Here is a 24,271-nt window from a genome sequence, read left to right on the forward strand (position 1 = left end):
GCGGCGCAAGGCCTTCGTTCCTCTCGGCTTGAGACCTTGGTGTCGCATTTCGAGACGCCTGGTTGCGCGCGCGCTCGAGGCCAGCGTGATCTTCCAGCCTCGAGCGACGGCACACCCGTTGCAGCGTCGGTAGTTCGCATGAACGAACGCGTAGGATTCCAAAGAGGTGAGTCATGAGCGTGGGAATGGCTGCCGGCGCCTGCGCACAGACGCTTTGTCGCGCCACGGGTGATGTGGCGATTTGGATCGATGTGGCCATCGACATCATCGAGTTGGTTGGCCGTGGCGAAAGACCGGACGAGGTCATGCGCTGGGCCCGATTTCAGGCGCGCTCACGGGCGGACACGGCCACCATGCTTCTGCTCTCCCGGGGCATGAGAGTGAAGGACATGGAAGCCGCATGGTGGGTGGTGGAGCGCAGCGGTCTTTTGCCCCTCGTGGCCAGCGCCCGGACGACGCGCCTCACCGAAGGTCATGGCAGCCGGACGGACCTTTCGGAGGTGCTCGTGCTGAAGGCTGCCTTCGCCGTGCGCGTGGCCTTTCGGTGGTGTGCTCTGACCGACGAGGGGGTGGGGCCCACGATCGCGCATGCCGTCCTGGAGGGCGAGACCCCCGTCCAGGGTCAGTGGGCCGTGCAGCGGCTGAGAGACCTCCTTGGCCTCGAGTTTCCCGAGCCATCCATTCGGGAGCGGCTGCTCACCGAGGTCGAGGTGGGCGCCTTGCTGGCCGACGACGTCAGGCGCACCGATGGACTTCTTCTCATCGCCAAGGGCAGCGAGCTCACGGAAGATCGGTTGCAAGCTTTGCGGACCTTGGGAGGGCAACGGGTCCGGCAACCCCTCCGCGTGGTGGTGGAGTCCGCCGAGCAAGTCTGACCCCGGGTGGGGAATGAGTCCGTGGCGTCAACCGGCCGTCGCGGTCTTGCTGCGTCTCGTGCGGAGCTCCGCGTGAAGCTCGGCTAAACAGCCCTCGAGAGCCACGAGCCGCTCGTCGATGCCTTCGAGGCTGCCTTTCCGCGCTGAATCCTCCACGACTTGGCAAATCGCCATCAGCTTCGCGGCATTGAGGTTCGACGAGCATCCCCGCAATGCGTGGGCAAGGCGGGAGACGGACACCGCATCCCGGCCCATCGATGCCTGTTTGAGACGCTGTACGTAGAGTGGAGATTCGCTGAAAAAGATGTCCAGGATGTCGTCGAGAAGTTCGTAGGACTCGAGCTGCCGAAGACAGTCCTCGTCGACGATCGCGAGGCCGTTCCACGAGCTATCGACCTGCTTCACGATAGTTCGCGCGCCCCGCGGGCTGCCAATCCCCTCTGACCACCGGTCCACGACCTCAATCAACCGAAAGGGGTCCAGAGGCTTCGTGAGAAAGTCGCTCATGCCCGCGGCTCTGCACATCTCCTCGTCTTCCTGGCGTGCGTATGCGGTGAGGGCGATGATCGGGATGTCTTGCCGCCCATTGCGCAGGGCGCGAATCCTGCGGGATGCCTCGAGCCCATCCATGCCGGGCATTTGGCAGTCCATGAGGACCAGGTCGAACCCCCGGCCCTCGAGCGCGGCCACGGCGGCGGCCCCGTCCGAGACCACGTGGACCTCAGCGTTCGCGCGACGAAGATAGGCCAGGGCGACCTTCTGGTTTGCCACGTTGTCTTCCGCGAGGAGCACGCGAGGCCCCACGCCAGAGCCACGAGCCCGGGAGCCATCGTCCACCGAGAATGTGCGGTCCCGACCGTTGAGCCAGTGCCTGAGCGAGCGCCGCCGAAAGGGGCGTGGCAGGGTGGCCACGGTCCTTGGGAGGGACTCGGTCGCGGTGGCGGGGACGGAGGCTGCCACGGCCACGCGGCGGATCAAGCCTTGTGCGACACAGAAGGCATCGAACGCCTCGACGTCCTCTATGGCGGCGCGCTCGACGATCACCATCTCGCTCCCCTCGGAGGTCAAGGCAAGCAGATTCGCTTCACTCAGGAGTGCGGGGGGACTGAAAAGGGTGGCGTCGAGTCCGTGGTCTCGCAACTCCGCTACGAAGCTTTTCAGCTCGTCTCGCGCGGCGGCGACGAAGCAGACCTTTCGCGCGACATGCGGGGCCCAGGGGTCAGGGTGCGCCGCCTCCGTGGGCAAGACAACCGCTATAGAGAACGTTGTGCCTTGCCCCGGTTCGCTGGTGAACGAGACCTTGCCCTCCATCAAGTCGAGAAGACGTTTGCAGATGACCAAACCCAGGCCTGTGCCTCCGAACCGCTTGTTGGTGGCGTTGTCTCCTTGAGAGAACGGCTGGAACAGAAGCGACTGAACGCTGGGAGGGATGCCGATTCCCGTGTCTTCGACCCGTATCGAGAGCGAAAAGTCGCTATCGTTCGCGGGCTCTCCCGAAACGATACAGCTCACCCGCCCCTGTGGGGTGAACTTCACGGCGTTGCCCACGAGGTTCAAGAGGATCTGGCGAATCCTTGCGGCGTCTCCTACGAGCAAGCGGGGTACCGCCGGATCGAGACGAACGACGAGATCGAGACCGCGCTCGGCGGTCATCATGCTGACCTGCTCGACGACGTCGTCCAGCACCGATTCCATCGCGAAGGGGCGAGGAGAGAGTTCGAGCTTTTCGGCCTCGATGCGCGAGAAATCGAGCAGGTCGGAGATGAGAGCCAAGAGCATCTCGCCCGAACGCTTGACAGTCTCGGCAAACTCCCGCTGGGTCTCGGAGAGCCGGGAGTCGAGGAGCAGCGACGTCATGCCCAACACGGCATTGAGGGGCGTGCGGATTTCGTGCGACATGTTGGCAAGAAAAGCGCTCTTGGCCCTTGTCGCTGCCTCGGCGATCTCTTTCGCCTCCAGCAGCTGCGCGCGTTTCCGCTCGAGGCGCTCTGAGAGAGTGCGTGCCTCGGCGAGAGCCACATTTTGTGCCTGCACGACCAGGAGCAGGTCGACTGCCGGGTCGTGCGTGGCGAAGTCATTCACGGTGAGCCCCAGGCGAGCCAATTCACCGACGGCTGTGAGCCAGGGGCTTGCGAGAAAAACGAGTCGCGAGGTTTCCTCGATCCAAATCGCTTGCCCCCGAAAACGCACGTAGGGCTGCTCGGGTTGAGGCATGACGTCGAGCACGAACAGCCGATGAAGATGCTGTTTCAGCGTCTCGAGGGTGAGTTTCGCCGAGATGGGCCGAGCAACACTGAAGACCTCGCCCAGCGAAAGTCCTTGTCCAGCACTCGGGACGAGCTTGAGTAAGCCCTCGCCCACCTGAATGATGCGAAGCGCGCTGTCACAGACGAAGTGGAAGGGAAAAGCCTGCCCGAACTGGGATGCCGGTAGACCTTGAAGGGTGCACGGGTTCATGGGCCAGCAGGTGCCCCGTTTACCGCAAGAGCTGTTCCCACGCCCCCGAGCCACTGCCAGGTCGAAGCGCCCCCTCCCGCGAGCCCGAGTGACGCATCCGCCGCACTTCGACACGATGTGGGCGGTCCACTTTCTGCAGAGAGGTCGAAGCATGGAAAATGTCTCTCCTGCCCGAACCCAGATCGTCAAAGTCGAAGACCGCGAGCTGAATGCGGCTGTGGCCCTCAAGCTGCTCTCGCGCTGCGAGCCCTTGGTTACGGCCCCAAACACCGTGGTCATCGTCGACCTCGGCAACGTTCGGTTCATAGACAGTTTGGCGGTGAGCTGTCTCGTTCGCCTTGCAAAGAAGCTCACGGACTCGTCTCGCTTGTTTCTGGTCGGTCTGTCGCGCTATGCGCGCACCGTGGCAAACGTCACGCATCTCGACGAGGTGGTTGAGATTTGCGAGACCACCGAGCAAGCCGTCTCACGGGCCGCCGCCTGACCGCTCTCCGAGGACGCTTCCCTTGTTCGAGCTCGACAGCGGTGGCCCCACGAGACCGGCTCCTGCCCCGCCGCAGCTGCGGCGTAGGTGGGGGTGGCCGGTCTCACCCCGCCGTGCTCTTCGCACTCTTTGGAAGGCGAGGTGGTTCTGGGTGTTCTGCTTCCTCGCATGTGTGGCGGTTTCCTTGGCGGCCGCCCGATTCCTACCTCGGACGTTTCGCTCGGAGGTGGTCCTGCTTTGGGAGCCGGCTGATGCTGCGGATGTACTGGGGTCTGGTCGGGACCTGCAGACGATCTTGGGTACGCTCAAGCTTCCGGAGAATCTCGGCGCCATCCGCGAAGCATTGGCAATCGAAAGTACGCTTGACGCCCTTGCCCACAAGATCGAGGTGCGACCCGACAAAAGTTCGAATGTCGTGGTGTTGTGGGCGCATGAGGAGTCAGCCGAAGCAGCCCGGATCTTGGCCACGCAAACCGTCAAGGTCTTTTTGGAGAGCCGACGCGAGATGGAGGTGAAGCGCTCCGAAGAAGCGGTTGCATCGCAAAAGGAGGCCCTTTCGAAGGCCGGTCGTGATCTGATGGAGGCTCAGGCGGCCTACGACGGTTTTCGACTGTCGCACGGCGTCTGGGATCTCGAAGCTGAGCGGGACGCAGCCGTCAAAGAGGTCTCCGCCTTCAGAAGCGATGCCTACCGGAGCCTGGTGACGGCGGAGGCACATCAGACGAAGCAGGGCCTCATGGGAGCGGCTCTCAAAACGGAGCCATCCCAAGTGATCGTGAGTGAGACCGAGTCGCGAGAAACGCTACGAAGGCTTGCTGCGCTCCGGACGGACCTCGCCGCCAAAACAGCGGCACTCACCCCTGACCATCCGATTGTCAGGGGATTGGAGGCGGCCGTTCGAGAACTTGAGTCCAAAGGTGAGGGAGAGGTGATTCGGCCCGAGCGTGTACTCGGAATGAACCAGCAGCGCGAGGCGCTTCGCTCGGGGCTGACGCTGGCCGAGGTCGAACGAAGGGTGTCTGAGCGCCAGGCCGCCGCGTTTGAGGTTCTCGAGAAACGTGCGACCGAGCGACTCGAGCGTTTGGCGACACTCGAAGGTCGCGCGGCGCAACTCCAGTCCCAGCTCGCGGCCGCCAAACAGCGGGTGATCGAGCTCGAGGGAACCTTGGCCGTTGCGAAAGCCGAGAGCCTACAGCCGCAGGTCGGGTTTCGTATCGTCTCTGCGCCGAGCTTGCCAATCTACCCGAACCGCTCTTATCGCAGGCCCGCTGCACTCGTTCTACCGTTCGCGCTGCTGGGCTTTGTATTTGCGATGGCTGTCGTCCGGTTCTTTCTTCGTCTTTGGCCCGCGACGCCTGAGGAGGTGGCTTTTTGGGGGGGAGCACCCGTCGTGGCAGCGGCGGGCTGGCCCCGTGAACCGGGCGATCTCGAGGACTTGAGCGCGCAGCTTTTGGGCGGGCTCAGCGAAGGCGGCGGGTCGACTGCTGTGGTGGCTGCGTGTGAAGAGGATCAATCTACGGTTCGCACCCTGGTGTCTCACTTGGAGACCCGCCTCGTCTCAGCGCGAGACGGTCAAAGCGAACGCGTACGACTGGCCGTCGTCGATGGCGAGCCGCAGGCGAAGAAGGTACGTCGTCTCACCCGGGCGGCCGCCCGGGTTCTTGTGGTACTGCGTGGCGGGGCGCTCTCGCCATGGGATCTCTTTCGCCTCCGAAGCCAACTCGGAAACCCGGGGCGGATGGCGTTCGTGGTCATCGATCTTGGTCCAGAGTTTGCTGATGAACCTGAGCAGGTCGGTGAGGCGGGGCCCTATTGGGCCGCCTACAGCCCAGGCCTATCGCAGTGAACCGGTCGTGTCGCCGAAGGAGTCATCCATGAACGCACATCGCGCAGAAAACCGCTCTCGCAAGCTGGACAGAATGCCACCCGCGTTGCGAGGAGGTCTTCCTCGGTGGTTGGCGCGCGCGCGCCGATGGCGGCGCCTCGTGTCCCTCCGCTTCGTGGGTCTTGGGCCGTTCGTTCGACGAACCTGCGATATCGTGGTGACTGGAGTGGCGCTGCTGATGCTTGCGCCCCTGTTTGCGGCCACGGTGGTGGCGGTGCGGTTCTCGAGTCGTGGGCCCGCGTTCTTTTCGCAAGAGCGCCTGGGGCGCGGTGGCAGACCCTTCAAGCTCTGGAAGTTTCGCACGATGATCTGTGGTGCCGACAAGTTGAAGTCGGCTTTGGCCGTGGCTCAACAAGGCGTGACTGACGGGGTGCGATTCAAGATTCGGCGAGACCCCCGTGTGACGCCTGTGGGACGCATTTTGCGACGATTCAGCATCGACGAGCTGCCTCAGCTTTGGAACGTGTTCAGGGGAGACATGACCCTGCTGGGCCCGCGTCCGCCCGTCTGGCGCGAGGTGGCTCTCTACTCTCCTCGAGCGTTGCGGCGACTCGAAGCCAAGCCCGGACTGACGTGCCTTTGGCAGGTGGGTGGGCGCAGCGACCTCAGTTTCGAGCAGCAGGTCGAACTCGATCTTCAATACATCGACAGGACGACGGTCACAGAGGAGCTGACGATCCTGGGTAAGACGGTACCGGCCGTTCTCACCGGTCGTGGCGCCTACTGAGCTCCGTGTTTCCCCGAGGTGAAAGGGTCGCATCATGCTGTGCCTCATTCGACGGAACCCGAAGTCGCAGGGCTGTGGGGCATTCCCTGTCGCAGGTCGTTCGTTGCTACGACGGCAGCTTCAGTCTCTGCGGGCCCATGGCATCGAGCAGATCGCGGTCGAGCTGCACGAGGATGGCTCCGGGGAGCACGCGCGACGCATGCTTGCTGACGAGCCCGCCCTGGCCCGGGATGCGCGGGTTGTGACGGGGGCTGACGAGATGTCGTCTCGGGACATGGTAGAGGCGGCCGGGATAGCGCTGCCACACCATTTTCTGGTGATCCGGGAAGCGACCCTCATGGGGTTCGACCCCGCCTGGCTCTTCCGGATGGCGATTCCAGGTGAATCGGTTGAGGGCGAGGTGTCTTCGCTGTCTTGGTGGTTTGACCCCCTTGCGTTGACGAGGGTTTGGTTGCTCAGCCGCGAGGACACGGAGCCGGTGCGCTCGATGGTTCCCGGATGGGCGCTCGAGATCACGTCCGCGGGGGCCGCGTTGCGGGCGGGTGGGGCGGCGCTCGACGGGCGCTTGCTTGCGGAGGCGGTGGGGGCGTCATCCGCCGTGGTCGTGCACGGGGCGCACTGGGGCGCAGGCGTGTGGGTCGCCAAGGGGGCGAAAATTGACCCGCGCGCGCACGTCGTGGGTCCCGTTTTCGTAGGCCCGCAAGCGGTGGTTTTGGAGGGGGCCTCCGTGGGACCTTTCGTCGATCTGGGCGCGGGCTGTCTCGTCGAGCCCGGGGCGAAGGTGCGCGACGCCATCGTGGAGCCCAACACGATCATCGGCGAAGGCTTGTCCGTCACGGGGTGTGTGGCTTCGCCGCGAGGAATGCGCGGACTTTCTGGGGAGGGGCCGTTCATTGACCTGCGCGACCCATTGCTGCTGGGAGAGCGTAGGGTCGTGCTGCCCTAGGAAGCTTCGTAGGTGAACCCGATGAGAGATCTCGTATCGAAGTGGGAGCGCTTCGTCGATCATGCAGCACGCTTTGGGGAAGACGTGCGTAGGGTCAGGGCGGGCGCGAAGCGCCGCGGCACTGGCTTGGCCCTGGTGTCGGACCCTTCCCTCTGGGCTCTCGGGCTCTTGCGTGGGGCGAGTATGCTCAAGGCGGTGTCTGGGCGAGCCTGGGGCCTCCCGGTGCTGCTGAAGGTTGCATTTCACATCGACGTCTGGAGCGATGACATCGGCCCGGGGCTGCGATTGCCGCATCCGTTCGGTATCGTGATCGGCGACGGAGTCAAGTTGGGAGCCAATTGTACCGTCATGCACGGCGTAACCCTGCAAAGGGGGGCCACGCAGATCGATGACGGCGTGGTGTTGGCCAACAACGCCACGGTGTTGGCGGGCGCCCATGTTGGCCAGGGCTCTCTCGTAGGTGCGGCCAGCGTGGTGCGCGGTCAGGTGCCGCCGCGTTCGGTTGTGGCCGGCGCTCCGGCGCGGGTGATCCGGCCGACGCGCCCAGGGGAGGCCGGGGCTTGAGGCTCGCCATCCCGCTTTCGGGAACCGATAGGGGTCGCTCGGGGCTTGGCGCCTGGGTCCACGCCGTGCTTCCCCGCCTGATTGCCGCCCTCGGTGGACCCTCGGACGACCTGCAGGTGATCGGCACGCAAGACGAACTCGATGCCTACGCTCCCTATGCCGCCGGTGCCACACGTATCGTTCTGCCCTCGTGGGCAGGCAAGCCCGCGGTGTCGGCGGCGCTGCATTTGCTCGCGGTAGACAGACTGGCTCGCGCCCGGGGTGCCGAGGTGTTGCTGATGCCGTCAGGGAACCGCAGGTTTGCCTATCGCCCCTGCCTTCCGACCGTCACGGTGGTGCACGACCTTGCGTTCCTCCAGGTGGCTCGAAAGTTCGGATGGCTGCGGGACGTTTGGGTGTCCCGCGTGCTTCCGGCGGCTCTCGAGGCGCAGACTCAGCTCGTGGCAATAAGTCAAAGCACCCGTCGTGATCTGAGCAAGGTGCTCCGGACGCCTCGGGATGTTTTGGTGGTCCCGAACGGCGTGGAGGCCGAGCGCTTTGCGGATGGTGTCGAGCTTTCCGCGCGCGTCGTCGAGGTCCGGCGGCGTTATGGGCTGGTGCGACCTTTTTTGATTTACGGCGCCCGCTTGGAGTTGCCGGGGAAGAATCATCTGCGTTTGCTCGACGCTTTCGCGTCGGTGAGCCAACGCCATGGCGTTGATCTCGTGCTCGCGGGCGCCGACTGGGGGGCGGAAGCCGCGGTGCGGGCGGCGGTCACGCGCCTCGGGCTCGAGGGGCGCGTCAAGCTCCTGGGTTTCGTGCCCCGCTCCGATCTCGAGGCCCTCGTCAAGGGGGCCACCGCCTTGGCTTGCGTTGGCCTCTACGAGGGCTTCGGCCTGCCGGCGCTCGAGGCGCTGGCGGCCGGTGTTCCGCCTGTGGTGTCGACGACGGGGGCCCTTCCCGAGGTGGTGGGCCCCTTGGGTGTGTTGTGCGATCCCCACGACGTGTCGTCGATGACCGATGCCTTGGACCGCGTACTTACGGACGAGGGGGTGCAAAGCCGCGCGCGCTTGGACGGCCCGCTCCACGCGGCCACGTTCTCGTGGGACGCGACGGCCGCGGCCCTCGTGCGGGCTTGTCGTGAGGCCATGGGGGCATCATCGTGAACAGGTTACGAGGTCCAGCGGCTCTCAGGGACGTCGTGCGTGGTCGGGCGCCGCTGGTGGGGCCACGGCTCGATCCGGGGGCGCCCGCGGGCTTCGTCTCCCCGATCGAGGCCCGGTGCAACCTGGGGCTCGACTACCAGGATTTGTCGGGTGAGGAGAAGCTGGCCCTCGCGCACCGCAGTGTCACCCGGGACGCCGCTGTCGTACTCAAAGCGCTCGTGTCGCGTGTGGCGGCGAGCCCCGAGCGGGGATCGGTGCGGCGAACGAAGGTGCTCGTGTCGCCCGTCGACAATCTCGACGTGGAGGAGGCCCTCGAGCTGCTGTTCGCTGAGCCGCAGGGGAGGGCGCGTCTGTTTCACTTCGTCCATCCTCATGCCGTCAACGTGGCGTGTCGGGATGCGGCTCTAAGGGATTGCCTGGCGCGGGCGGATGGCGTCTTCGCGGACGGCATTGGTATGCGTTTGGCCGCCAAGCTCCTTCGCACGCCGCTCAAGAACAATCTCAACGGGACGGACATGCTACCGCTCGTCTGTGACCTTGCGGCCTCGAAGAGGGTTCCGCTTTCGCTGGTGGGTGGAGCGCCGGGTGTGGCCGAGGCGTGTGCTGCGCGTCTCGAAGCAAATCACCCTGGCCTCGAGGTCCCGTTGGTTCGTCACGGGTTCATGACGGAGGATGAGACTCGCGCTCTCGTCGATTCGATGAAAGATCTTGGTCGGGTGTTGGTGCTGGTAGGCATGGGGTCGCCGCTCCAGGAGCGCTGGTCGCACGCGAACCTGGCCAGCCTTCCGTCTGTGACGGCGCTCACCGTGGGGGGGCTGTTCGACTTTTTTTCGGGCCGCATGCCACGTGCACCCCAGCTCGTCAGGGATCTCGGTCTAGAGTGGGCGTTCCGGCTTCGGCAGGAGCCCCGTCGGATGGCGAAGCGGTACATCCTGGGTAACCCCTTGTTTCTCGCGCGCGTGATGCGTCAGCGGCTGAGGGACTCCGGTCCGCTCCACGCTTGAGTCGCAGGCGTCTCGTTCCGAGACACCTTCGTCTCGTGTTCGCCACCGGCACCCTGCGGTGCTGCGACGGGGCCCGCCCACTCGTGGCGCGGCGGACATTCACCGGCGTCGTAAGGTTCGGCAGGCTTTTTGCTTTGCTTCCGTGCATGAGCACCTCTGTCGCCCGCCGCGTCGCTGATGCCGTCCCGCAGCCGGAATCGCTCCAGAGCTATCTCGAGCGGTGTCTCCCCGACAACGATCCCCTTGCGAAAGTCATCGGGTCGTTTGCGATGTCGGGAAAGATCATCGAAGCGCGGTTGCGTGGGTTGCCGAGCTCGGACGCCGGCGGATACACGGATCACAGAAACGTGCACGGGGAGGTGGTGCATGCGTTGGATCAACAGGCCGATGAACAGATCTACGCTGGCCTGTTCCATGACAAGCTGGTCTCCGCTTACGCTTCGGAGGAGCGCGAGGGATTGACCGTGGCGACGGGTCCCGTTCGGGGTTCTTTTTTGTTTCTGTGCGATCCGCTCGACGGCTCGTCGAACCTCGACTGTGGGTTGCCCGTAGGCTCCATCTTCTCTGTTTTTCGTTCTGCGGAGGCGCCGCGCGCGGGCCAGCCTTTCGCGTCCGGTAGGGAGCAAGTTGCTGCGGGGTACTTGCTTTACGGGGTTAGCACGTGGCTGGTGTTTTCGGTGGGGCAGGGCGTGCAAGTGTTCGTGCTGGACCCTCGTGGTCGCACTTTCTTTCAAGTGCATGAAGGGCTGCGCATGCCGGACGAAGCGCCCTCGCTCAGCTACAACGCGGGCCATGCGGATGCGTACCCCGCGTCCGTCCAAGCGTTTGTGAATCATGAAAAAACGCGATCTCCGTTCTCCCTCCGCTACATTGGCGCCCTCGTAGCCGATTTTCACCGTGTTCTGTGCAAAGGAGGTTTGTTCCTCTACCCAGGCACCGCCGCGCATCCTCGTGGGAAACTGCGACTCATGTACGAGGCCAACCCCATTGCCTTCCTTGCTGAGCAGGCGGGGGGTGCCGCTAGCGACAATGCTGTTCACTTAAGCACCACCCCTTTGGATGGTGCGACCGAAGGGACGTTTGCACTCCCTCGGATAGTGCCTGTCTTGTTGTGGGGCGTACGCGAACATTCGAAGGGCGGCGATGTCATCGTCCATCTGTTCATGGATGGATTTTCCTGAAAGCATCGCAGAGAGCAGATCACCGGCCGCTCGTAGGCAGTCTGCGCGAACGACGCGTCGGCCATCAAGGGTACGCTCCGCTTCTGCTTGAAGGAACGATGCCAGGGCTATCCAGATCATCGCGGAAATGAGTTCCTGTTCACATCCTTGGACGCTCTTGCTGTGGAAGTCCTCGGTCTGCATGAAGCTCTTCATTTCCTTGAAGAGAGATTCGATTCCCCATCGAGAGGCGTAGAGCTTGATGATGTCTTTGCGATCGAATCCGTCCTTTCCGCTCAAGGTGGACACGATGACCATCCTTTCGTTCTTCGTGCCTTTCCTCGGGCGGCCTGGCTTTGCGTCGCGCTCGACGACGCGCACCTGAAGCTCAATGTTCCCTCTCGCCCCCGGAAGCGTCAGTGTCACTTTCGCGGTCTTCTTGTTTGAAGACAAGAATGGCTTGAGCTCTTTCCACGCCGTCGCCTTCGATGCGCTCATTCTCGCAATGATGTCAACGCCATGTTCAATCAAGGCTGAGAACAGGTGGCGACTCGGAAACCCTCTGTCCATGACGGCCACGTCGCCTGCCTTGAACGGCAATCGGTGAACCAGCTTCTGCATGGACGTCCTCTCGCCGATGCCTTTTCCGGTCAGGGACCAATCCAACGGAAGACGGCGAAACACATCCGCAGCCATCACCACCAACCCTTGTGGATTGTGCACCGACGTCCCATTCGGCCGCTTCGGCCGCGCCATCTTCCTCGCTGTATCCGCGCTGCGCGGCAACACAACCCGCGTTCCATCGAACGCGATGAATCGACGTTTCCCCCACGGGGTTTTCGGAGTCGGCATGATGGACTCGCACCGCTCGACCAGCTGGTGCAGCAACCCACGGCATGTCTCGATCGAGACCTTCTTTCTTGCTTCACTGATGGACGACAACGTCGGTACCTTCGCCCAATCGAACACCTTGCGCCCGTAGTACGCCACGATCCGCAAGCTCCGTCGATAGCTCATCTTTCGGTCCGGCATCGTCAGGACCATCAGCCACATCAAGACGCTGCGGGCGCTCCATGTCCGTGTCCGGTCGAACTTGTCCGCACAGCCACTGGTCAGTTTGAAGAACGCTCGAAAGTGATCGCCAGGTCCACGAAGCAGGCTCATGAAGGCCGGCGCTCGCAGCCTCGGGCCTTGTCAAGATGAATTGCACAATATTTTCAGATGGTTACGAGGTTTCTTAAGTGAACAGCATTGCCGCTAGCGACGGCCGAACGCCGATCCTCGACGTGTTGCCGTCTGGACTGCACGAACGGACCCCGCTGTTCGTTGGTAGCAAGAGGAACGTCGCCGAACTCGTTTCGTTTACGAACCGCTGATGTCGACGCCGCGGCCGACGCGGGTCACCAGGCCGAGCGGCGGAAGAACTCCGTGCCCGTAAAGAAACGCGCGAGGAAGGTTCCGTCGCACACCGTGCGAAGTCCGGCGGCTGCGCCGGACGGGTCGGCGACTTGGGACGCGTGCGCCGCAAGGGCTCGCCTCTTGGCGTCGAGCTGTGAACGCACGTCAACCTTCGCGTTGAGCACGGACAAGGCTTGCGCCCCGAAGCCACGGGCAAGCGAGGTCCGCAGCAAAGCACGCCGCTGTCCGGGGGGCGGCGAGACCCAGGGGGCGTGTCGCCAGAACCACACCGGGTACTCGAACACGTCGAGTCCGGTGCCAGTGCCCCGAAGCGCCGAACGGGCGATCCAGTAAGCAGCGATGTGGTCCGGATGCTCGCCTACGGGCAAGGGTACAAAAAGAGTCTCGGGACGTAGCTCGTCCACGGCCGCGCGAAGGCGCCGCACGGCCAAAGCTTCGTGTTGCCGAAGCGCTCCGTCGGGAAAGTTCCAGGCCTGAACGTCTTCGCTCCTCAGACCTAAACAATGCGCTGCGTTCAAGAGCTCGTTTGCTCGTTGGCGTACGAGTTCGTCGGGGTCTGCATGATTGGGGTGAGAGCCGCGCCCATCCGTGAAGGCAATCACGGAGACCGGATGTCCCTGCGCACGCAGCCGCGCCACCGTGCCCCCGCAGCCCAAAGTCTCGTCGTCGGGGTGGGGGGCCAAGACCAGCGCGCGGCCCGCCGGCTCGATGGGGGCGCAGGTTCTTTCGAGGACGTCGTCGAGGACGCGGACCGCGAGGCTACGAAGGGACATGGGAAATCCGGCCCTGCAAAGGTCAAGCCGCTTCCGCGCCTGCAGCGGAGGGCCGGGCTGCGCCATGATGGCCTGCCCCCCCTCAGGGGAGGACGGGGCTGACGGGCTCGTCGCGGCGACAACGCCCCGAGGCGGCGTCTCCGGTCACGCAGGGGGCACCCCCGCAGTCGCTGGGGATCTTGCAGCTCTTGGGGACGCAGTAGCGATCGTTCGATGTGGCGCCCTCCACCTCGTACGCCAGGGGTCCTTGTCCACCCACGGCTTCGCAGCCGAGCAGGGCGTCTTCGTCGCATCCCTTTCGGTTGGTGCAGGAGGGCACGCAGAGCGCCTCACCGTTGGCAAAACGGGCGCAGGCGAGCCCGGGCGGGCAGGCTTCGTCGTGGCAGTCCAACGAACAGAGCCCTACGCTTCCCAAGTTGGCGCACAGGCCCGTGACACAGCTTGCAGAGTCGAGCGCACCCTGCACGTTGCGGCAGGGGACTCCAGGAGCCAGGGGGTAGCGGGGGAAGCAGCCCCTGACCCACTGGCCTGTGGGGAAGCGGCCCGGCAGGGTGCGGCAGGCGAGCCCCGTCGCGCAGCTGGTGTCGTCGACACACTCCGCGAGGCACAGGGGGCGGCGCCAGGGGGCTTCCGGCGTGGCGGCTCCGCCCAGGGAGAGGTCGCCGCACACGGTGGCTGCGGGGCAGGGGGCGTCGCGGCATCCCTGGCTGCAGAGGCCTCGGAAAAACGGCGCGGGGCACTGAGCGGCGGCGCCGCACACGCAACTGGCTTGGGGCCCGCACTGCACGTCGACGTCGCATGTCGCCCCAAGGGGGTTGGGGCTGACCTCGATGCAGGCTGGTTTCGTGCGCGCCAGGGTGCCCGTGGGACCTCCTGCCACCAGCGTCACGTCGTAGCGGTTCGGGAGGGCGTAGGTGTGCGTGGGCGTGAGCTGTGTCGACGAGGTCTCATCGCCGAACTGCCAAAGGAAGCGCGTCACCGGACCGGCGGTGAGGGGCACGAAGGTCAGGGTGAGCGGCGCCGGACCGCGGCAACAGCCCGCTGCGCCTGCGTCCGCGCTCGCATCCCCCGGCACGCCGGGACAATCGCTCACGGTGAAGTCCACCGAGAAAGCCCCGGAGCCTCCGTCGACGTTGGCGCCACCCTCGCTCCCCAACGCATCCCAGGGCCCGGCGTCCGAGCGCGGGGATCGTTCTTCGCAGGCCCCGAGCAAACCCGCGAGGGCCGAGAGCCCCAGGAGGACGAACGGGACGTGACGGTGCGGGCGGGGGAGGGGCATGTTGCCAGTTGCGGCCGATCTTTGCCGGGTTCGTCTGCCCTGTCTCGGGCTTTCACCCCCGGGGAGCCTCAGCCGACCTTGCGAAACAGGGTACGACGGTAGTGTTGCAGCTCGGCGATGGAATTGCGGATGTCCACCAAGGCGTCGTGCTCGCCTTGTTTGGGCTTGGCATACACCGCGGATTCGCCGTACCAGCGGTTTGCCAAGGCCTTGAGTGAGCTCACGTCGATCAAGCGGTAATGGAGGTAGCGCGCAAGCCCCGGCATGTACTTGTCCAGGAATTTCCGATCCTGCCACACCGTATTGCCGCACAAGGTGGCGGGGTAAGGACACCAGCCGGCCACCCGCTCGAGCAGCCGCTTCTCGGCGTCGCCCGTGTCGAGCTTGCTGGTCTTCAGGCGCTCGAGCAGCCCGTTGCTCTCGTGCATGTTCCGGACGAAGGGGGACATCTTGGCCAGCTGGTCTTCGGGCTGCCAGACGTCGCAGCAGAACTCTTCGAGGGGGTTGAGCTCACCGTCGGTGATGATCACCGCGGCTTGGACGATCACGTGCTGGTCCACGTCGAGCCCCGTCATTTCGAGGTCGATCCAAACCAGGTTGTCCGGGGAGGGGGAGCGCTTGATTCGTTCCATCGTCGTCGTTTCGAGAAGCTTCGGAGCCCCGCAGACTACAGCGCTCGCGCGGGGGCGCCAAGTTCGGAGTGAGTCTGCCCGGCGGCCTCGCTGGCCAGCCGGGCGGGTTTCTGACGCGCCCCCGTCCGCTTTCTGACGGCCGCCCGCCCACGACACGTTTTTGTCTCAAGGCCGAAGGGAGCCCGCCGATGATTTTCCCATCAATGGGAGTTCACGCGGTTTCCGTCGAAGGTACACAAGTCGCCAAGGCCGGTCAGGGTCTGGTGCACGGCCCCGGGTCTCCGCTGGCCGAGGCCCGGCGCTCCTGTGCGCGCATCGCCGTGAGCGACGCGACGGTACTCCTCACCGGCGAGACAGGGACGGGCAAAGAGGTGTTTGCCCGCTTCATTCATGCCAGCAGCCCACGGGCCCCGCGCCCTTTCGTGCCCGTCAACTGCGGCGCCATCCCCGAAAACCTTCTGGAGAGCGAGCTCTTTGGCTACGTCAAAGGGGCCTTCACGGGGGCGGCCACCCCGCGCAAGGGGCGCGTGGCCATGGCTGAAGGAGGCACGCTCTTTCTCGACGAGATCGGTGAGTTGCCGCTGGCGCTGCAGGTGAAGCTGCTGCGGCTGCTGCAAGAGCGCTCGTATGAGCCCGTGGGAAGCTCTGAGTCGGTGAGCGCAAACTTTCGGCTGATCGCCGCCACCAACCGGGACCTTGCCGGCGAGGTCAAGGCGGGGCGCTTCCGCAGTGACCTCTACTACCGCTTGTTCGTGTGCCCGATCCGCCTGCCCGCGCTCCGTGAGAGGGTCGGTGACGTCAAGGTGCTGTTCAGCCACTTCTGGCGGCAGCGGGGTGAGTCGCGCCCGGTCGAGCCCGAGGTGATTCGGCGCCTCGAGACCTATCCCTGGCCGGGCAACGTGCGTGAGCTCGAGAACCTGGTCGAGCGGCTCTCGGTCTGCACCGAAGGGGCCGTGGTGCGCACCACCGATCTTCCTCCCGAGTTCGGTGGAGACGTGGGCGGCCAGGCCTGTTTCCCTCAGAGCCCCTTCGACGATCTCCCTTCGCACGAGATCTTCGTGCCCACCTTGGCCGGGTACGGGTCTACACCGGCTGCGCTTACGCCCCCGCCCGTCGAGGTCACGCCGCCCGTGGCTTTCCGGGCGCCGGTGGCGGTACCCTCTGCCGCAACGCCGGAGCCGCTCGACGACGAGCTTACCCCACCGCCGCTCACCTCGCCGGGAGAGACGCTCGAGGTGGGTGTCTTCGAGCGGCCCAGCTTTCCGCTCGTCAAGCTCACGCTGCCCATCGACCTGCCGACCATGCTGCGTGATCTCGAGAACGCCTATCTCGACGCGGCTCTCGAACAGACGGGGGGCAACAAAAAGGAGGCGGCTCGCCTCTTGGGCATGGGGCGGACGACGTTGGTGGAAAAGCTGCGACGCCGCAGCGCCGAGACGTCACGGTCCTGACGAGCCTTAGCGCTTTGCACGCATAACCCCGGCGCCCGAAAGGTGGCCGGGGTTTTTGCGTGTGCGCCCCCGGACGCCCTGTTCGGGGCGCTCGGCACCTTTTGCCCTGCGCTGGGTCGAATCGGCATGGCAGCTGCATCGAGAGGCGTCCGTGTTGTGGCTCGTCACGTTCCTGGCGCTCTCGCCGCCGCCGGACTCCACGTCTCCGGCGCCTGCCTGGCGTGTGGCCACGGCGGCCACTTCGGAGCGCATCGATATTTCGTTCGTGACGGGGCCCGTGCGGGTCGAGGTGTTGCCGCTCGATCGCCTGATCATCTTGCACACACGGAACAACCCTTCGCGGCTGGCGGCGCGGGTTGCCGCCGCGGCCGGGCAGATTTGCCCCGAGGTGCGCGCCGAAAAGGACAGGGTCGAGCTGCGCTGCCGAACGCCTCAGCTCGATGCCACGTTGAACAGATTCGGCGAGAGACTGGTCCTCGACATCAATGAGCTTCGCGGCTTGCCGTGGCGCTTGGGGCCCGACGGGCCCCCGATCTCGTTCTTCAATCCCGAAGAGCTGGGCCTGGGCGCGGGCTGTCCCGGAGACAACGCGGCGGCACGCGGTGAGTGCGCCCTGAAAGAGGGGCGCTTTCTCGAAGCCGCCAAAGCCTTTCGGGATGCGCTCCTCACGCCGCACCTTTTGTTTGCGCAGGTGAGGCTGGGCGATTTGGCTCTCATCGCCGGCGACCCTCAGACGGCCGTGGGCTGGTACAACCTGGGCAACCGCGTCGGCGTGTACGGGCGGCTGTCGTCGGGCAGGCTGTGCGAGTTCGACCCGGAATGCATCACGTTCGTTCCGTCGCTCGATCCCGATCCCTATTCGATGCCGCCGCTCCTGCGGGACGACCTCGTCTTGCGTTGGGCCCGGGCGCAGGCCTTCTCGGGAGATCTGCCGCAGGCCGTGAGTATCTTGCGCCGCCGCTTCCAGGCGGTGGACGACGATCGCTTTTGCCAGTTGCCCGCGGGCGTTCTATGCCGCCGCATCTTGCTGACGGCGTTCAAGCAAGTTGCCCTGGAGCAGGGACGCCATGTCCTCGAGACCTATCTTCTGCTTCCTGAGAGCGGGGAGGGGCCCGTGGCGGTGGATCTGTCGCGTGAGGCCGCGGAGATGTCGGCCCGGCTGGGCGCGCCGTCGTTCGGGGCGAATCTGCTCTCGCGCGTGACGGGCATCGTGCCCGAGCCGCGTCTGGCCGAGCATCTTCTACGCGCGGCCGAGCTTTACCTGATGGGCCACGATCCGGTGCGTGCGCGGGTGATCTTGGAGTTCGCCGAGTCACGCGCCCTCGGCAAGGCACTTCAAGAACGTCGCTGGAAGCACGTGCGCAAGTTGGCGATGCGAGGGGAGCCCGCGGCGTCGCCGCCCAAAGACGACAAGCCCGTTGTGCCCATCGAGAGCGCCGCCGAGACTTTGGCGGCCGCGCTGGGACTTTCGGCACGCATCGAAGCGTTTTTGACAGGCAAGGAAGAGGCACCGGCAGCTGCACCGGCACCGGCCGGCGATGGCCCGTCCCCGCCCCCCGCGGCGGCCGGCAGTCCCGAAGACCGGGCCCAACCCAACCCGCAAGAGACAAAGGAAAAGCAATGATGTTTGGCACCTCGAGGGTAGACAGCGCCCCCCGCGCCCCCGTCATGGTCAGCGAAGCGATGCGAACGGTGACCGCGAGCGCCCGCGACGTGGCCGACACCGACACCACGGTGCTGCTCTTGGGAGAGAGCGGAACCGGCAAAGAGGTGGTGGCGCGCTTCATTCACGAGCATTCACCACGCGCGGCGGGGCCCTGGGTGAGCCTGAGCTGCGCGGCCATGCCTCTCGACTTGCTCGAACGGGAGCTCTTCGGGGCCGAGACCTCCGGGCCCGCCGAAGGCGTCTCCGTGGTGCGCGGCTGCTTCGAGCGTGCCCGGGGCGGAACCTTGCTGCTCGACGAAATCTCCGAGCTTCCGCCCCTGCTCCAGAGCAAGCTGCTACGGGCCCTGGAAACGAAGTCCGTGCTGCGCGTCGGCGGGCTCTCGGCGGTCCACGTGGACGTGCGCCTCGTCTCCACCTGTAGCCGTGACCTGCGCTCGGCCGTGGCGGCAGGTGCCTTTCGCGCCGATTTGTACTACCGGCTGTGCGTCTTCCCGATCGTGATTCCCCCGCTGCGCGAACGGCGAGAGGACATCGAGCCCCTGGCCCATCACTTCGTCAACCGTGTGGCGGGCGAACTAGGCCGCCCTGCGCCGGTACTCTCGGCGGCAGCTCTCGCCACTTTGGATGCGCATCACTTCGAGGGGAACGTCAGGGAGCTGCGCAACCTCATCGAGCGGGCGCTCATCCGCTGCCGCCAGACGGTGGTCGAGGCGACCGATCTGTTCTTCGACCCGCGTATGGAGCCGTTCACTCCCGGGCCCGCGGGGGCCAACGAAGCCAACTGGGAATTGCCCGTGGATCTCGCGGAGCTCGAGCGCTTGGCCATCAAGGAAGCGCTTCGCCGTGTGGGGGGCAACAGGACGCACGCCGCGCGCCTTTTGGGCATCAGCTTGCGTACATTGCGGAACAAGCTGCGCGCCTGGCGCGAAAGCGGCGTGCCGGCTTACGCCATGCTCGCCGAAGACAGCGGCGCGCTCTGCCAGGATCGTGACGCGCCCGTGGCACGTTCTTCGCAGAGCAAGGCAGGAGAACGCGCAGCGTGAGGTGCTCATGAGGCTTTTCGACACGACTTTGACCCAGGTAGAGCGCTCGCTCGACGTGCGGCTTTCACGTCAGGGCGTGCTGGCCGGGAACGTGGCGAACGCAGACACACCCGGCTTCAAGCCGAAGGACGTCGATTTCCTTGCGGCCATGAGCCAGGTGATGCGCGAGAGCCAAAGCTTGACGCGCACGAACCCCTTGCACGTGGATGCCTCGGGTCAGCTGGGCGCGGACGCGGCACCGGTCGATAGCTACGTCAAGGAAGTGTCTGGGGGCACGCCTTCGTTCGACGGCAACGAGGTGGATCTCGACACCACGATGTCCAGCATGGCCGAGAACGCCATTCAGTACGGCGCCAACGCGCGCGCCGCCACCGCCAAACTGGCCATTTTGAAGTACGTCGTCAGCGAAGGTTCGTGAGTTTCGTGACGCCCAAGGAGTGATGCCATGGATTTTTTCACCGCGCTTCGGATCAGTGGGTCTGGACTCTCCGTGGAACGCGCCCGCGTGAACTTGGCGTCGTCGAACCTGGCGAACGCCGAGGTCACGCGCACGGCGGCGGGGGGGCCCTATCGGCGGCTGGATCCCGTCATCGAGTCGGTGCCCTTCGACGATTACCTCTCGGGCGGGGCAGGCCCTTCCGCCGTGCGGGTGGCGCAGGTGGTGACGGACCAAACACCGGGCCGCCAGGTCTACAGCCCCGGACACCCGGACGCCGACGCGCAGGGGTTCGTGACGTTTCCCAACGTGAACCCCATCCACGAGGTGGTCAACCTCATGTCGGCCTCGCGTGGCTACGAGGCGAACGCCACGGCGGTGGACACGGTCAAGGGCATGGCCCAGCGGGCGCTGGACATCGTGCGCTGAGGGCCGCCATGAACATCGAGAACCGCATTCAATCGCTGACCGTCGAGGGGCCCGAGGCGGCGCGTCCCGAGGGCCTGTCCCGCCCCGGGGCGGCGGGCAAAGGCGAGAGCTTCGGCAACGTGCTCACCAAGGCCGTGGGCGAGCTGGATCGGTTACAGCTCGAGGCCGATCACGAGGTGAAGAAGGTGGCCCTGGGCGAGGGAAACCTTCACGAGATGGCCTTGGCGCTCGAAAAAGCGAACATCTCGATGCGCCTCGCGCTCAAGGTGAAGTCGAAGGTGTTGGACGCGTACCAGCAAGTCATGCGGATGGGTGTTTAGTCCGTGGAACCCCTGCTGAACCAGCTGCGCGAGCTGCCCAAGAGGTTCCTTGCCCTCTCGAACGGGGTGAAGATCGCGCTGCTCGGGGTGGTGGGCCTCCTGGTCACCTCCGTGGTGGTGGCCTCGATTCTGGCCAACGGTGGCACGTACCAGTACGTATTCACCAACCTGACGCCCGAGGACGCGGCCGAGGCGGCGTCGCAGCTCAAGGTTGCAGGGCTGCCGTTCCGGATGGAGGCTGGGGGTACCGCGCTGGCCGTGCCCTCGGCGAAGGTCTACGACGCGCGGCTCCTGTTGGCCGGCTCGGGCCTGCCCCGGGGCGGCGGCGTGGGCTTCGAGATCTTCGACAAGGGCGATCTGGGTGTCTCCGAGTTCACGCAGAAGGTGAACCTGCGCCGCGCGACCGAAGGGGAGCTGGCCCGCACGCTGGGGCGGCTGTCCGCCGTGCGCAGCGCGCGGGTTCACATCACGTTCGCGCAGCACGGCCTTTACCGCGACGAGGACAAAGAGGCTTCGGCCGCTGTGGTGGTGAATCTGCAGCCGGGGCGCACGCTCGGCGAGCGGGAGCTGCAGGGGATGCGGCACCTCGTGAGCTCGGCAGTGCCCGGGCTGCGGGCCGAGGCCGTTACGGTGGTGGATGGTCAGGGCGCCGTGCTGGCGGGCGATGAAGCCCCAGGCGGCAAGGCTTCGGACCAGCAGCGCCAGATGGAGCGTGCGCTCGAGCGGCGCGTGGTGGAGCTGCTCTCGCGCGCGGTGGGCCCGGAGGCCGTGGAAGCGAAGGTCTCCGTGACCCTGGACAGCTCCCAGGTCGAGAGCACGGCCGACAAATACGATCCCGAAGGCAGCGCCGTGCGCAGCGAGCGGGTCACGGCCGAACAGACGGCGCAAGGGGGCCCGAAAGCGGGCGGCGTGGCGGGCGCCGCCGCGAACCAGCCGCTCACGAACGTGGGCGGTGGCGTGGCGGGATCCCAATCGGGCAGCAGCAACCGGGAAGACGAAGTTCGCAACTTCGAAATCTCGAAGGTGACCACCCACACGGTCACGCAGGCACCGCGGGTGCAGCGCCTGTCGGTGGCCGTGTTGCTCGACGGAGTCGACGGCAAGCCCCGTTCGGCCGAGGACGTCGCGCGGCTCGGTGAGCTGGCGAAGAGCGCCGTGGGGTTCGACGCCGCGCGCGGAGATCAGTTCCAGATCAGTAGCACCGTGTTCGCGCAGCCAGGAGGCACCAACGCGGCGGCGGCACCCCACTTCTTTGCCACCCCGGCGGCCCGCTACGGAGGCATGGCCGCGGCGGCCTTGCTGGTGGGTCTCATCGTCGTGGCCTTCGTGCTGCGTCGGAAGAAGGCGCGCGCCGAGGTCGAAAAGGAAGTGGCTTTGCTCAAGCCGGGATCTTCAGTGGCCGAGCTCGAACGCGCCATCGCGGACGCCCAACCTACCGAGGCGCTCGAGGGCATGCCCGAACGCCCGGCCCTTGCGGATCCGAACGTCGTCACCCGCGATCGGGCGCGCGAGCTGGCCATGCAGGATCCCGAGCGCGCCGCGCGCTTGCTGAAGGCCTGGATCCAGACCGACATCGAAGAAAAGGCCAAGGAAGAGGAGGCCAAACGTGCTGCCACCTGACGAAGAAGAGGAGCTCCCGCGAGAGAGGGCGGGACCGCGCACGCGCAAAGCCGCCGCCGTGCTGGTGGGCCTGGGCCCCGAGTTTGCGGCCGAGGTCTTCCGCCACCTGGACGAGGCGACCGTGCGCAAGATCGCGCTTGGCGCGAAGGAACTGCGCCACGACAAGAACGCCGTGCCCGAATCCCTGCGCGAGTTCGTCGACGCGCTCGAGGCCGTGGGGGGCGACGCGGCCGCGGGTGACAACATGCTGCGTGCGGTGGCCACCCAGGTGCTGGGCGCCGAGCGCGCCAGCCGAGCCTTCGATGGGGTGGCAGCGCCGCCCGCCGTGGATGAGGCCTTGGGGCCGATCGCGAACGCCGATCCCGAGGCTTTGGCGATGGTGCTTTCGCGAGAGCAGCCGCAAACCGTGGCGCTCGTCTTGGGCGCGATGGAACGCGAGCGCGCAGGTCAGGTGATGCGGCGGATGCCCGAGGCCAACCGGGGTCCGATCCTCGCCCGCCTGGCCACGCTCGAGTCGGTCTCACCCGAGATCCTCTACGAGGTGGCTCAGGCGCTTGCTCTGGAGCTCCGCGCCTCCGCCGCGGGCGGCATGCGCCAGTTCGATGGCCGGGGAGCTGCCGTGGATCTTCTGCGTCGGGCGCCCGTGGCGCAACAGACCGAGGTCGTTCAGGCGATCGAGGAAAACGATCCCGAACTGGCCGCCGAGCTGCGGTCTCGCCTGTTCACCTTCGAGGATCTCGTCAACTTGTCGGACCGAGACGTTCAGACCTTCTTGCGCGAGGTGGATACCGGGCGCCTGGCCATTGCGCTCAAGGGCTCGGCGGACGCCGTGCGGGAAAAGATCCTCAAGAACATGTCTACCCGTGGCGCCGAGATGCTGCGCGACGAGATCGGGGCCATGGGACCCATGAAGCTTTCGGCGGTGGACGAATCGCAGGGCGAGCTCGTGAAGATCGCCTTCACTCTGGCGGAACAGGGCCGCATCACGATGGTGGGCCCGGCGGACCGCATGGTGTAGCGAGGCTCTGCCGTGGCGGACGAGTCCGATATGCCCCCCGATTCTTCTTCTCCTCATGCGGATCCTGGTCGGCTTCCCGCTTTCATGAAGGCAGCGGGAACGACGAAAGCGGCTCCCACGCTCGCGGTGTTCGCGGAGCTGCCGGCATCCGAGGTGGTGGTGGTGCGCGCCCCGGTGTCGCGCTCGCTGGTGCGGCGCGCGCCGGCCCCGCCCGACGCCGCGCCCTTGGGTCTGGCCGCGCGCGTGGACGAGGCTCCCCCCGCGCCCCTGAACGCCCCAGCGGCCGACCCGCCGGCGGTGTCGGCGCGATCCGTGCCCGTTCTGCCAGACCCCGAGCCTGCTGCGCCTGCCAGCAGTCCCCCGGTGTCGGTGGCCGAGCCGCCGCCGCCGCTCCCTGTCGTTCCGGTGTCGCAGCCCCCCGTGGCGCCCCTTGCCACGTACCCGCCTTTGCATCCACCACCTCCTCCCGCGCCGCCCCCAGTGCCTCAGCCTGCCATCGACTTCGCCGAGCGTCTGGCGGCGGCCATCGCGGCGCTTCGTCTCACGTCGGAGCGTCTGGCTGAACAGGCCCGCTCCGACGCGCTCGAGCTGGCGTTGCTCGTGGCGCGTCGGATGTTGGAAGCCGAGGTCAGCACGAACGTGGAGCGGTTCTTCGGCGTGGTGCGCTCGGTGACCCGCCGTGCAGGTGAGAGCCAGCGTATCGTCGTTCGCCTTCATCCCGACGACGCGCAGAGGGTCGACGCCGCGGGAGGGGCGCGTTCCTTGGCCACCATGGCCGTGGCACAGATCGAGATCGCTCCAGATCCCGAGCTCGAGCCCGGCGATTGCGTGGTGGATGCGGATTTCGGCATGGTCGATGGGCGCCTCACCACACGCTTCGAGGAGATGCGTCGCTTGTTGCAAGAGGCGATGGTGGGGGGCGACGCGTGAGCCGTCAG

23 protein-coding genes are annotated in these 24,271 nt (G+C 65.9%); 19 read left to right on the forward strand and 4 right to left on the reverse strand.

What is annotated here, in order from left to right:
• Positions 1-173 precede the first annotated feature (173 nt).
• Positions 174-875 carry a hypothetical protein gene (locus KA712_15525; protein ID MCG5054374.1) on the forward strand — a complete coding sequence of 234 codons (702 nt, stop codon included), beginning with the start codon at positions 174-176 and terminating at the stop codon, positions 873-875.
• A 27-nt stretch (positions 876-902) separates the two neighbouring features.
• On the opposite strand, the gene KA712_15530 is transcribed toward KA712_15525, so the two are convergent.
• A complete protein-coding gene (locus KA712_15530) occupies positions 903-3,332 on the reverse strand; it encodes a response regulator (GenBank protein MCG5054375.1) in 2,430 nt (809 codons plus the stop codon).
• 151 nt (positions 3,333-3,483) lie between these two features.
• On the opposite strand from KA712_15530, the gene KA712_15535 reads away from it, so the two are divergent.
• The 9 genes from KA712_15535 (at position 3,484) to KA712_15575 (ending at position 12,623) form a co-directional block, all read left to right on the forward strand.
• Positions 3,484-3,816, forward strand: coding sequence for an STAS domain-containing protein (locus tag KA712_15535; protein MCG5054376.1), 333 nt, complete (start codon positions 3,484-3,486; stop codon positions 3,814-3,816).
• 151 nt (positions 3,817-3,967) lie between these two features.
• Complete coding sequence (locus tag KA712_15540) at positions 3,968-5,662, forward strand: hypothetical protein (GenBank protein ID MCG5054377.1); 1,695 nt, start codon at positions 3,968-3,970, stop codon at positions 5,660-5,662.
• 28 nt (positions 5,663-5,690) lie between these two features.
• On the forward strand, positions 5,691-6,428 hold the full coding sequence (locus KA712_15545) for a sugar transferase (GenBank protein MCG5054378.1): 738 nt from the start codon (positions 5,691-5,693) through the stop codon (positions 6,426-6,428).
• 34 nt (positions 6,429-6,462) lie between these two features.
• A complete protein-coding gene (locus KA712_15550; GenBank protein MCG5054379.1) occupies positions 6,463-7,374 on the forward strand; it encodes a hypothetical protein in 912 nt (303 codons plus the stop codon).
• A 21-nt stretch (positions 7,375-7,395) separates the two neighbouring features.
• A complete protein-coding gene (locus KA712_15555) occupies positions 7,396-7,938 on the forward strand; it encodes a hypothetical protein (protein MCG5054380.1) in 543 nt (180 codons plus the stop codon).
• Positions 7,935-9,083, forward strand: a complete 1,149-nt coding sequence (locus KA712_15560) for a glycosyltransferase family 4 protein (protein ID MCG5054381.1) — start codon at positions 7,935-7,937, stop codon at positions 9,081-9,083. Before KA712_15555 ends, KA712_15560 begins: the two co-directional genes overlap by 4 nt.
• The gene (locus KA712_15565) at positions 9,080-10,087 is read left to right on the forward strand and encodes a WecB/TagA/CpsF family glycosyltransferase (protein MCG5054382.1); all 1,008 of its coding nucleotides are present in this window, start codon (positions 9,080-9,082) and stop codon (positions 10,085-10,087) included. The genes KA712_15560 and KA712_15565 overlap by 4 nt, the downstream gene beginning before the upstream one ends.
• An 83-nt stretch (positions 10,088-10,170) precedes the next feature.
• Positions 10,171-11,268, forward strand: coding sequence for a fructose-1,6-bisphosphatase (locus KA712_15570; protein ID MCG5054383.1), 1,098 nt, complete (start codon positions 10,171-10,173; stop codon positions 11,266-11,268).
• Between the two features lie 1,220 nt (positions 11,269-12,488).
• Positions 12,489-12,623 carry a hypothetical protein gene (locus KA712_15575; protein MCG5054384.1) on the forward strand — a complete coding sequence of 45 codons (135 nt, stop codon included), beginning with the start codon at positions 12,489-12,491 and terminating at the stop codon, positions 12,621-12,623.
• A 24-nt stretch (positions 12,624-12,647) separates the two neighbouring features.
• On the opposite strand, the gene KA712_15580 is transcribed toward KA712_15575, so the two are convergent.
• From KA712_15580 to orn, 3 genes are all read right to left on the reverse strand, one after another.
• The gene (locus KA712_15580; GenBank protein MCG5054385.1) at positions 12,648-13,439 is read right to left on the reverse strand and encodes a PIG-L family deacetylase; all 792 of its coding nucleotides are present in this window, start codon (positions 13,437-13,439) and stop codon (positions 12,648-12,650) included.
• 82 nt (positions 13,440-13,521) lie between these two features.
• Positions 13,522-14,718: a PKD domain-containing protein gene (locus KA712_15585; GenBank protein MCG5054386.1), complete on the reverse strand. Its 1,197-nt coding sequence runs from the start codon at positions 14,716-14,718 to the stop codon at positions 13,522-13,524.
• Between the two features lie 68 nt (positions 14,719-14,786).
• Positions 14,787-15,350 carry an oligoribonuclease gene (gene orn / locus KA712_15590; protein ID MCG5054387.1) on the reverse strand — a complete coding sequence of 188 codons (564 nt, stop codon included), beginning with the start codon at positions 15,348-15,350 and terminating at the stop codon, positions 14,787-14,789.
• Positions 15,351-15,553: 203 nt separating this feature from the next.
• On the opposite strand from orn, the gene KA712_15595 reads away from it, so the two are divergent.
• The 9 genes from KA712_15595 to KA712_15635 all read left to right on the forward strand — a co-directional run bounded on the left by KA712_15595 (position 15,554) and on the right by KA712_15635 (position 24,263).
• Positions 15,554-16,801: a sigma-54 dependent transcriptional regulator gene (locus KA712_15595; protein MCG5054388.1), complete on the forward strand. Its 1,248-nt coding sequence runs from the start codon at positions 15,554-15,556 to the stop codon at positions 16,799-16,801.
• 151 nt (positions 16,802-16,952) lie between these two features.
• Positions 16,953-18,425: a hypothetical protein gene (locus KA712_15600; GenBank protein ID MCG5054389.1), complete on the forward strand. Its 1,473-nt coding sequence runs from the start codon at positions 16,953-16,955 to the stop codon at positions 18,423-18,425.
• Positions 18,422-19,510, forward strand: coding sequence for a sigma-54 dependent transcriptional regulator (locus KA712_15605; protein ID MCG5054390.1), 1,089 nt, complete (start codon positions 18,422-18,424; stop codon positions 19,508-19,510). The genes KA712_15600 and KA712_15605 overlap by 4 nt, the downstream gene beginning before the upstream one ends.
• A 7-nt stretch (positions 19,511-19,517) precedes the next feature.
• Positions 19,518-19,928 carry a flagellar basal body rod protein FlgB gene (flgB, locus tag KA712_15610; protein ID MCG5054391.1) on the forward strand — a complete coding sequence of 137 codons (411 nt, stop codon included), beginning with the start codon at positions 19,518-19,520 and terminating at the stop codon, positions 19,926-19,928.
• Positions 19,929-19,955: 27 nt separating this feature from the next.
• On the forward strand, positions 19,956-20,375 hold the full coding sequence (gene flgC, locus KA712_15615) for a flagellar basal body rod protein FlgC (GenBank protein MCG5054392.1): 420 nt from the start codon (positions 19,956-19,958) through the stop codon (positions 20,373-20,375).
• An 8-nt stretch (positions 20,376-20,383) separates the two neighbouring features.
• Positions 20,384-20,695 (forward strand): flagellar hook-basal body complex protein FliE, encoded by a 312-nt coding sequence (fliE, locus tag KA712_15620; protein ID MCG5054393.1) that lies wholly within the window; start codon positions 20,384-20,386, stop codon positions 20,693-20,695.
• A 3-nt stretch (positions 20,696-20,698) separates the two neighbouring features.
• Positions 20,699-22,315 (forward strand): flagellar M-ring protein FliF, encoded by a 1,617-nt coding sequence (gene fliF, locus KA712_15625; protein MCG5054394.1) that lies wholly within the window; start codon positions 20,699-20,701, stop codon positions 22,313-22,315.
• Positions 22,302-23,333: a flagellar motor switch protein FliG gene (locus KA712_15630; protein ID MCG5054395.1), complete on the forward strand. Its 1,032-nt coding sequence runs from the start codon at positions 22,302-22,304 to the stop codon at positions 23,331-23,333. Before fliF ends, KA712_15630 begins: the two co-directional genes overlap by 14 nt.
• An 84-nt stretch (positions 23,334-23,417) precedes the next feature.
• The gene (locus KA712_15635; protein ID MCG5054396.1) at positions 23,418-24,263 is read left to right on the forward strand and encodes a flagellar assembly protein FliH; all 846 of its coding nucleotides are present in this window, start codon (positions 23,418-23,420) and stop codon (positions 24,261-24,263) included.
• Positions 24,264-24,271 lie beyond the last annotated feature (8 nt).

Source organism: Myxococcales bacterium, from assembly GCA_022184915.1.
Lineage (GTDB): Bacteria > Myxococcota_A > Polyangia > Fen-1088 > Fen-1088 > JAGTJU01.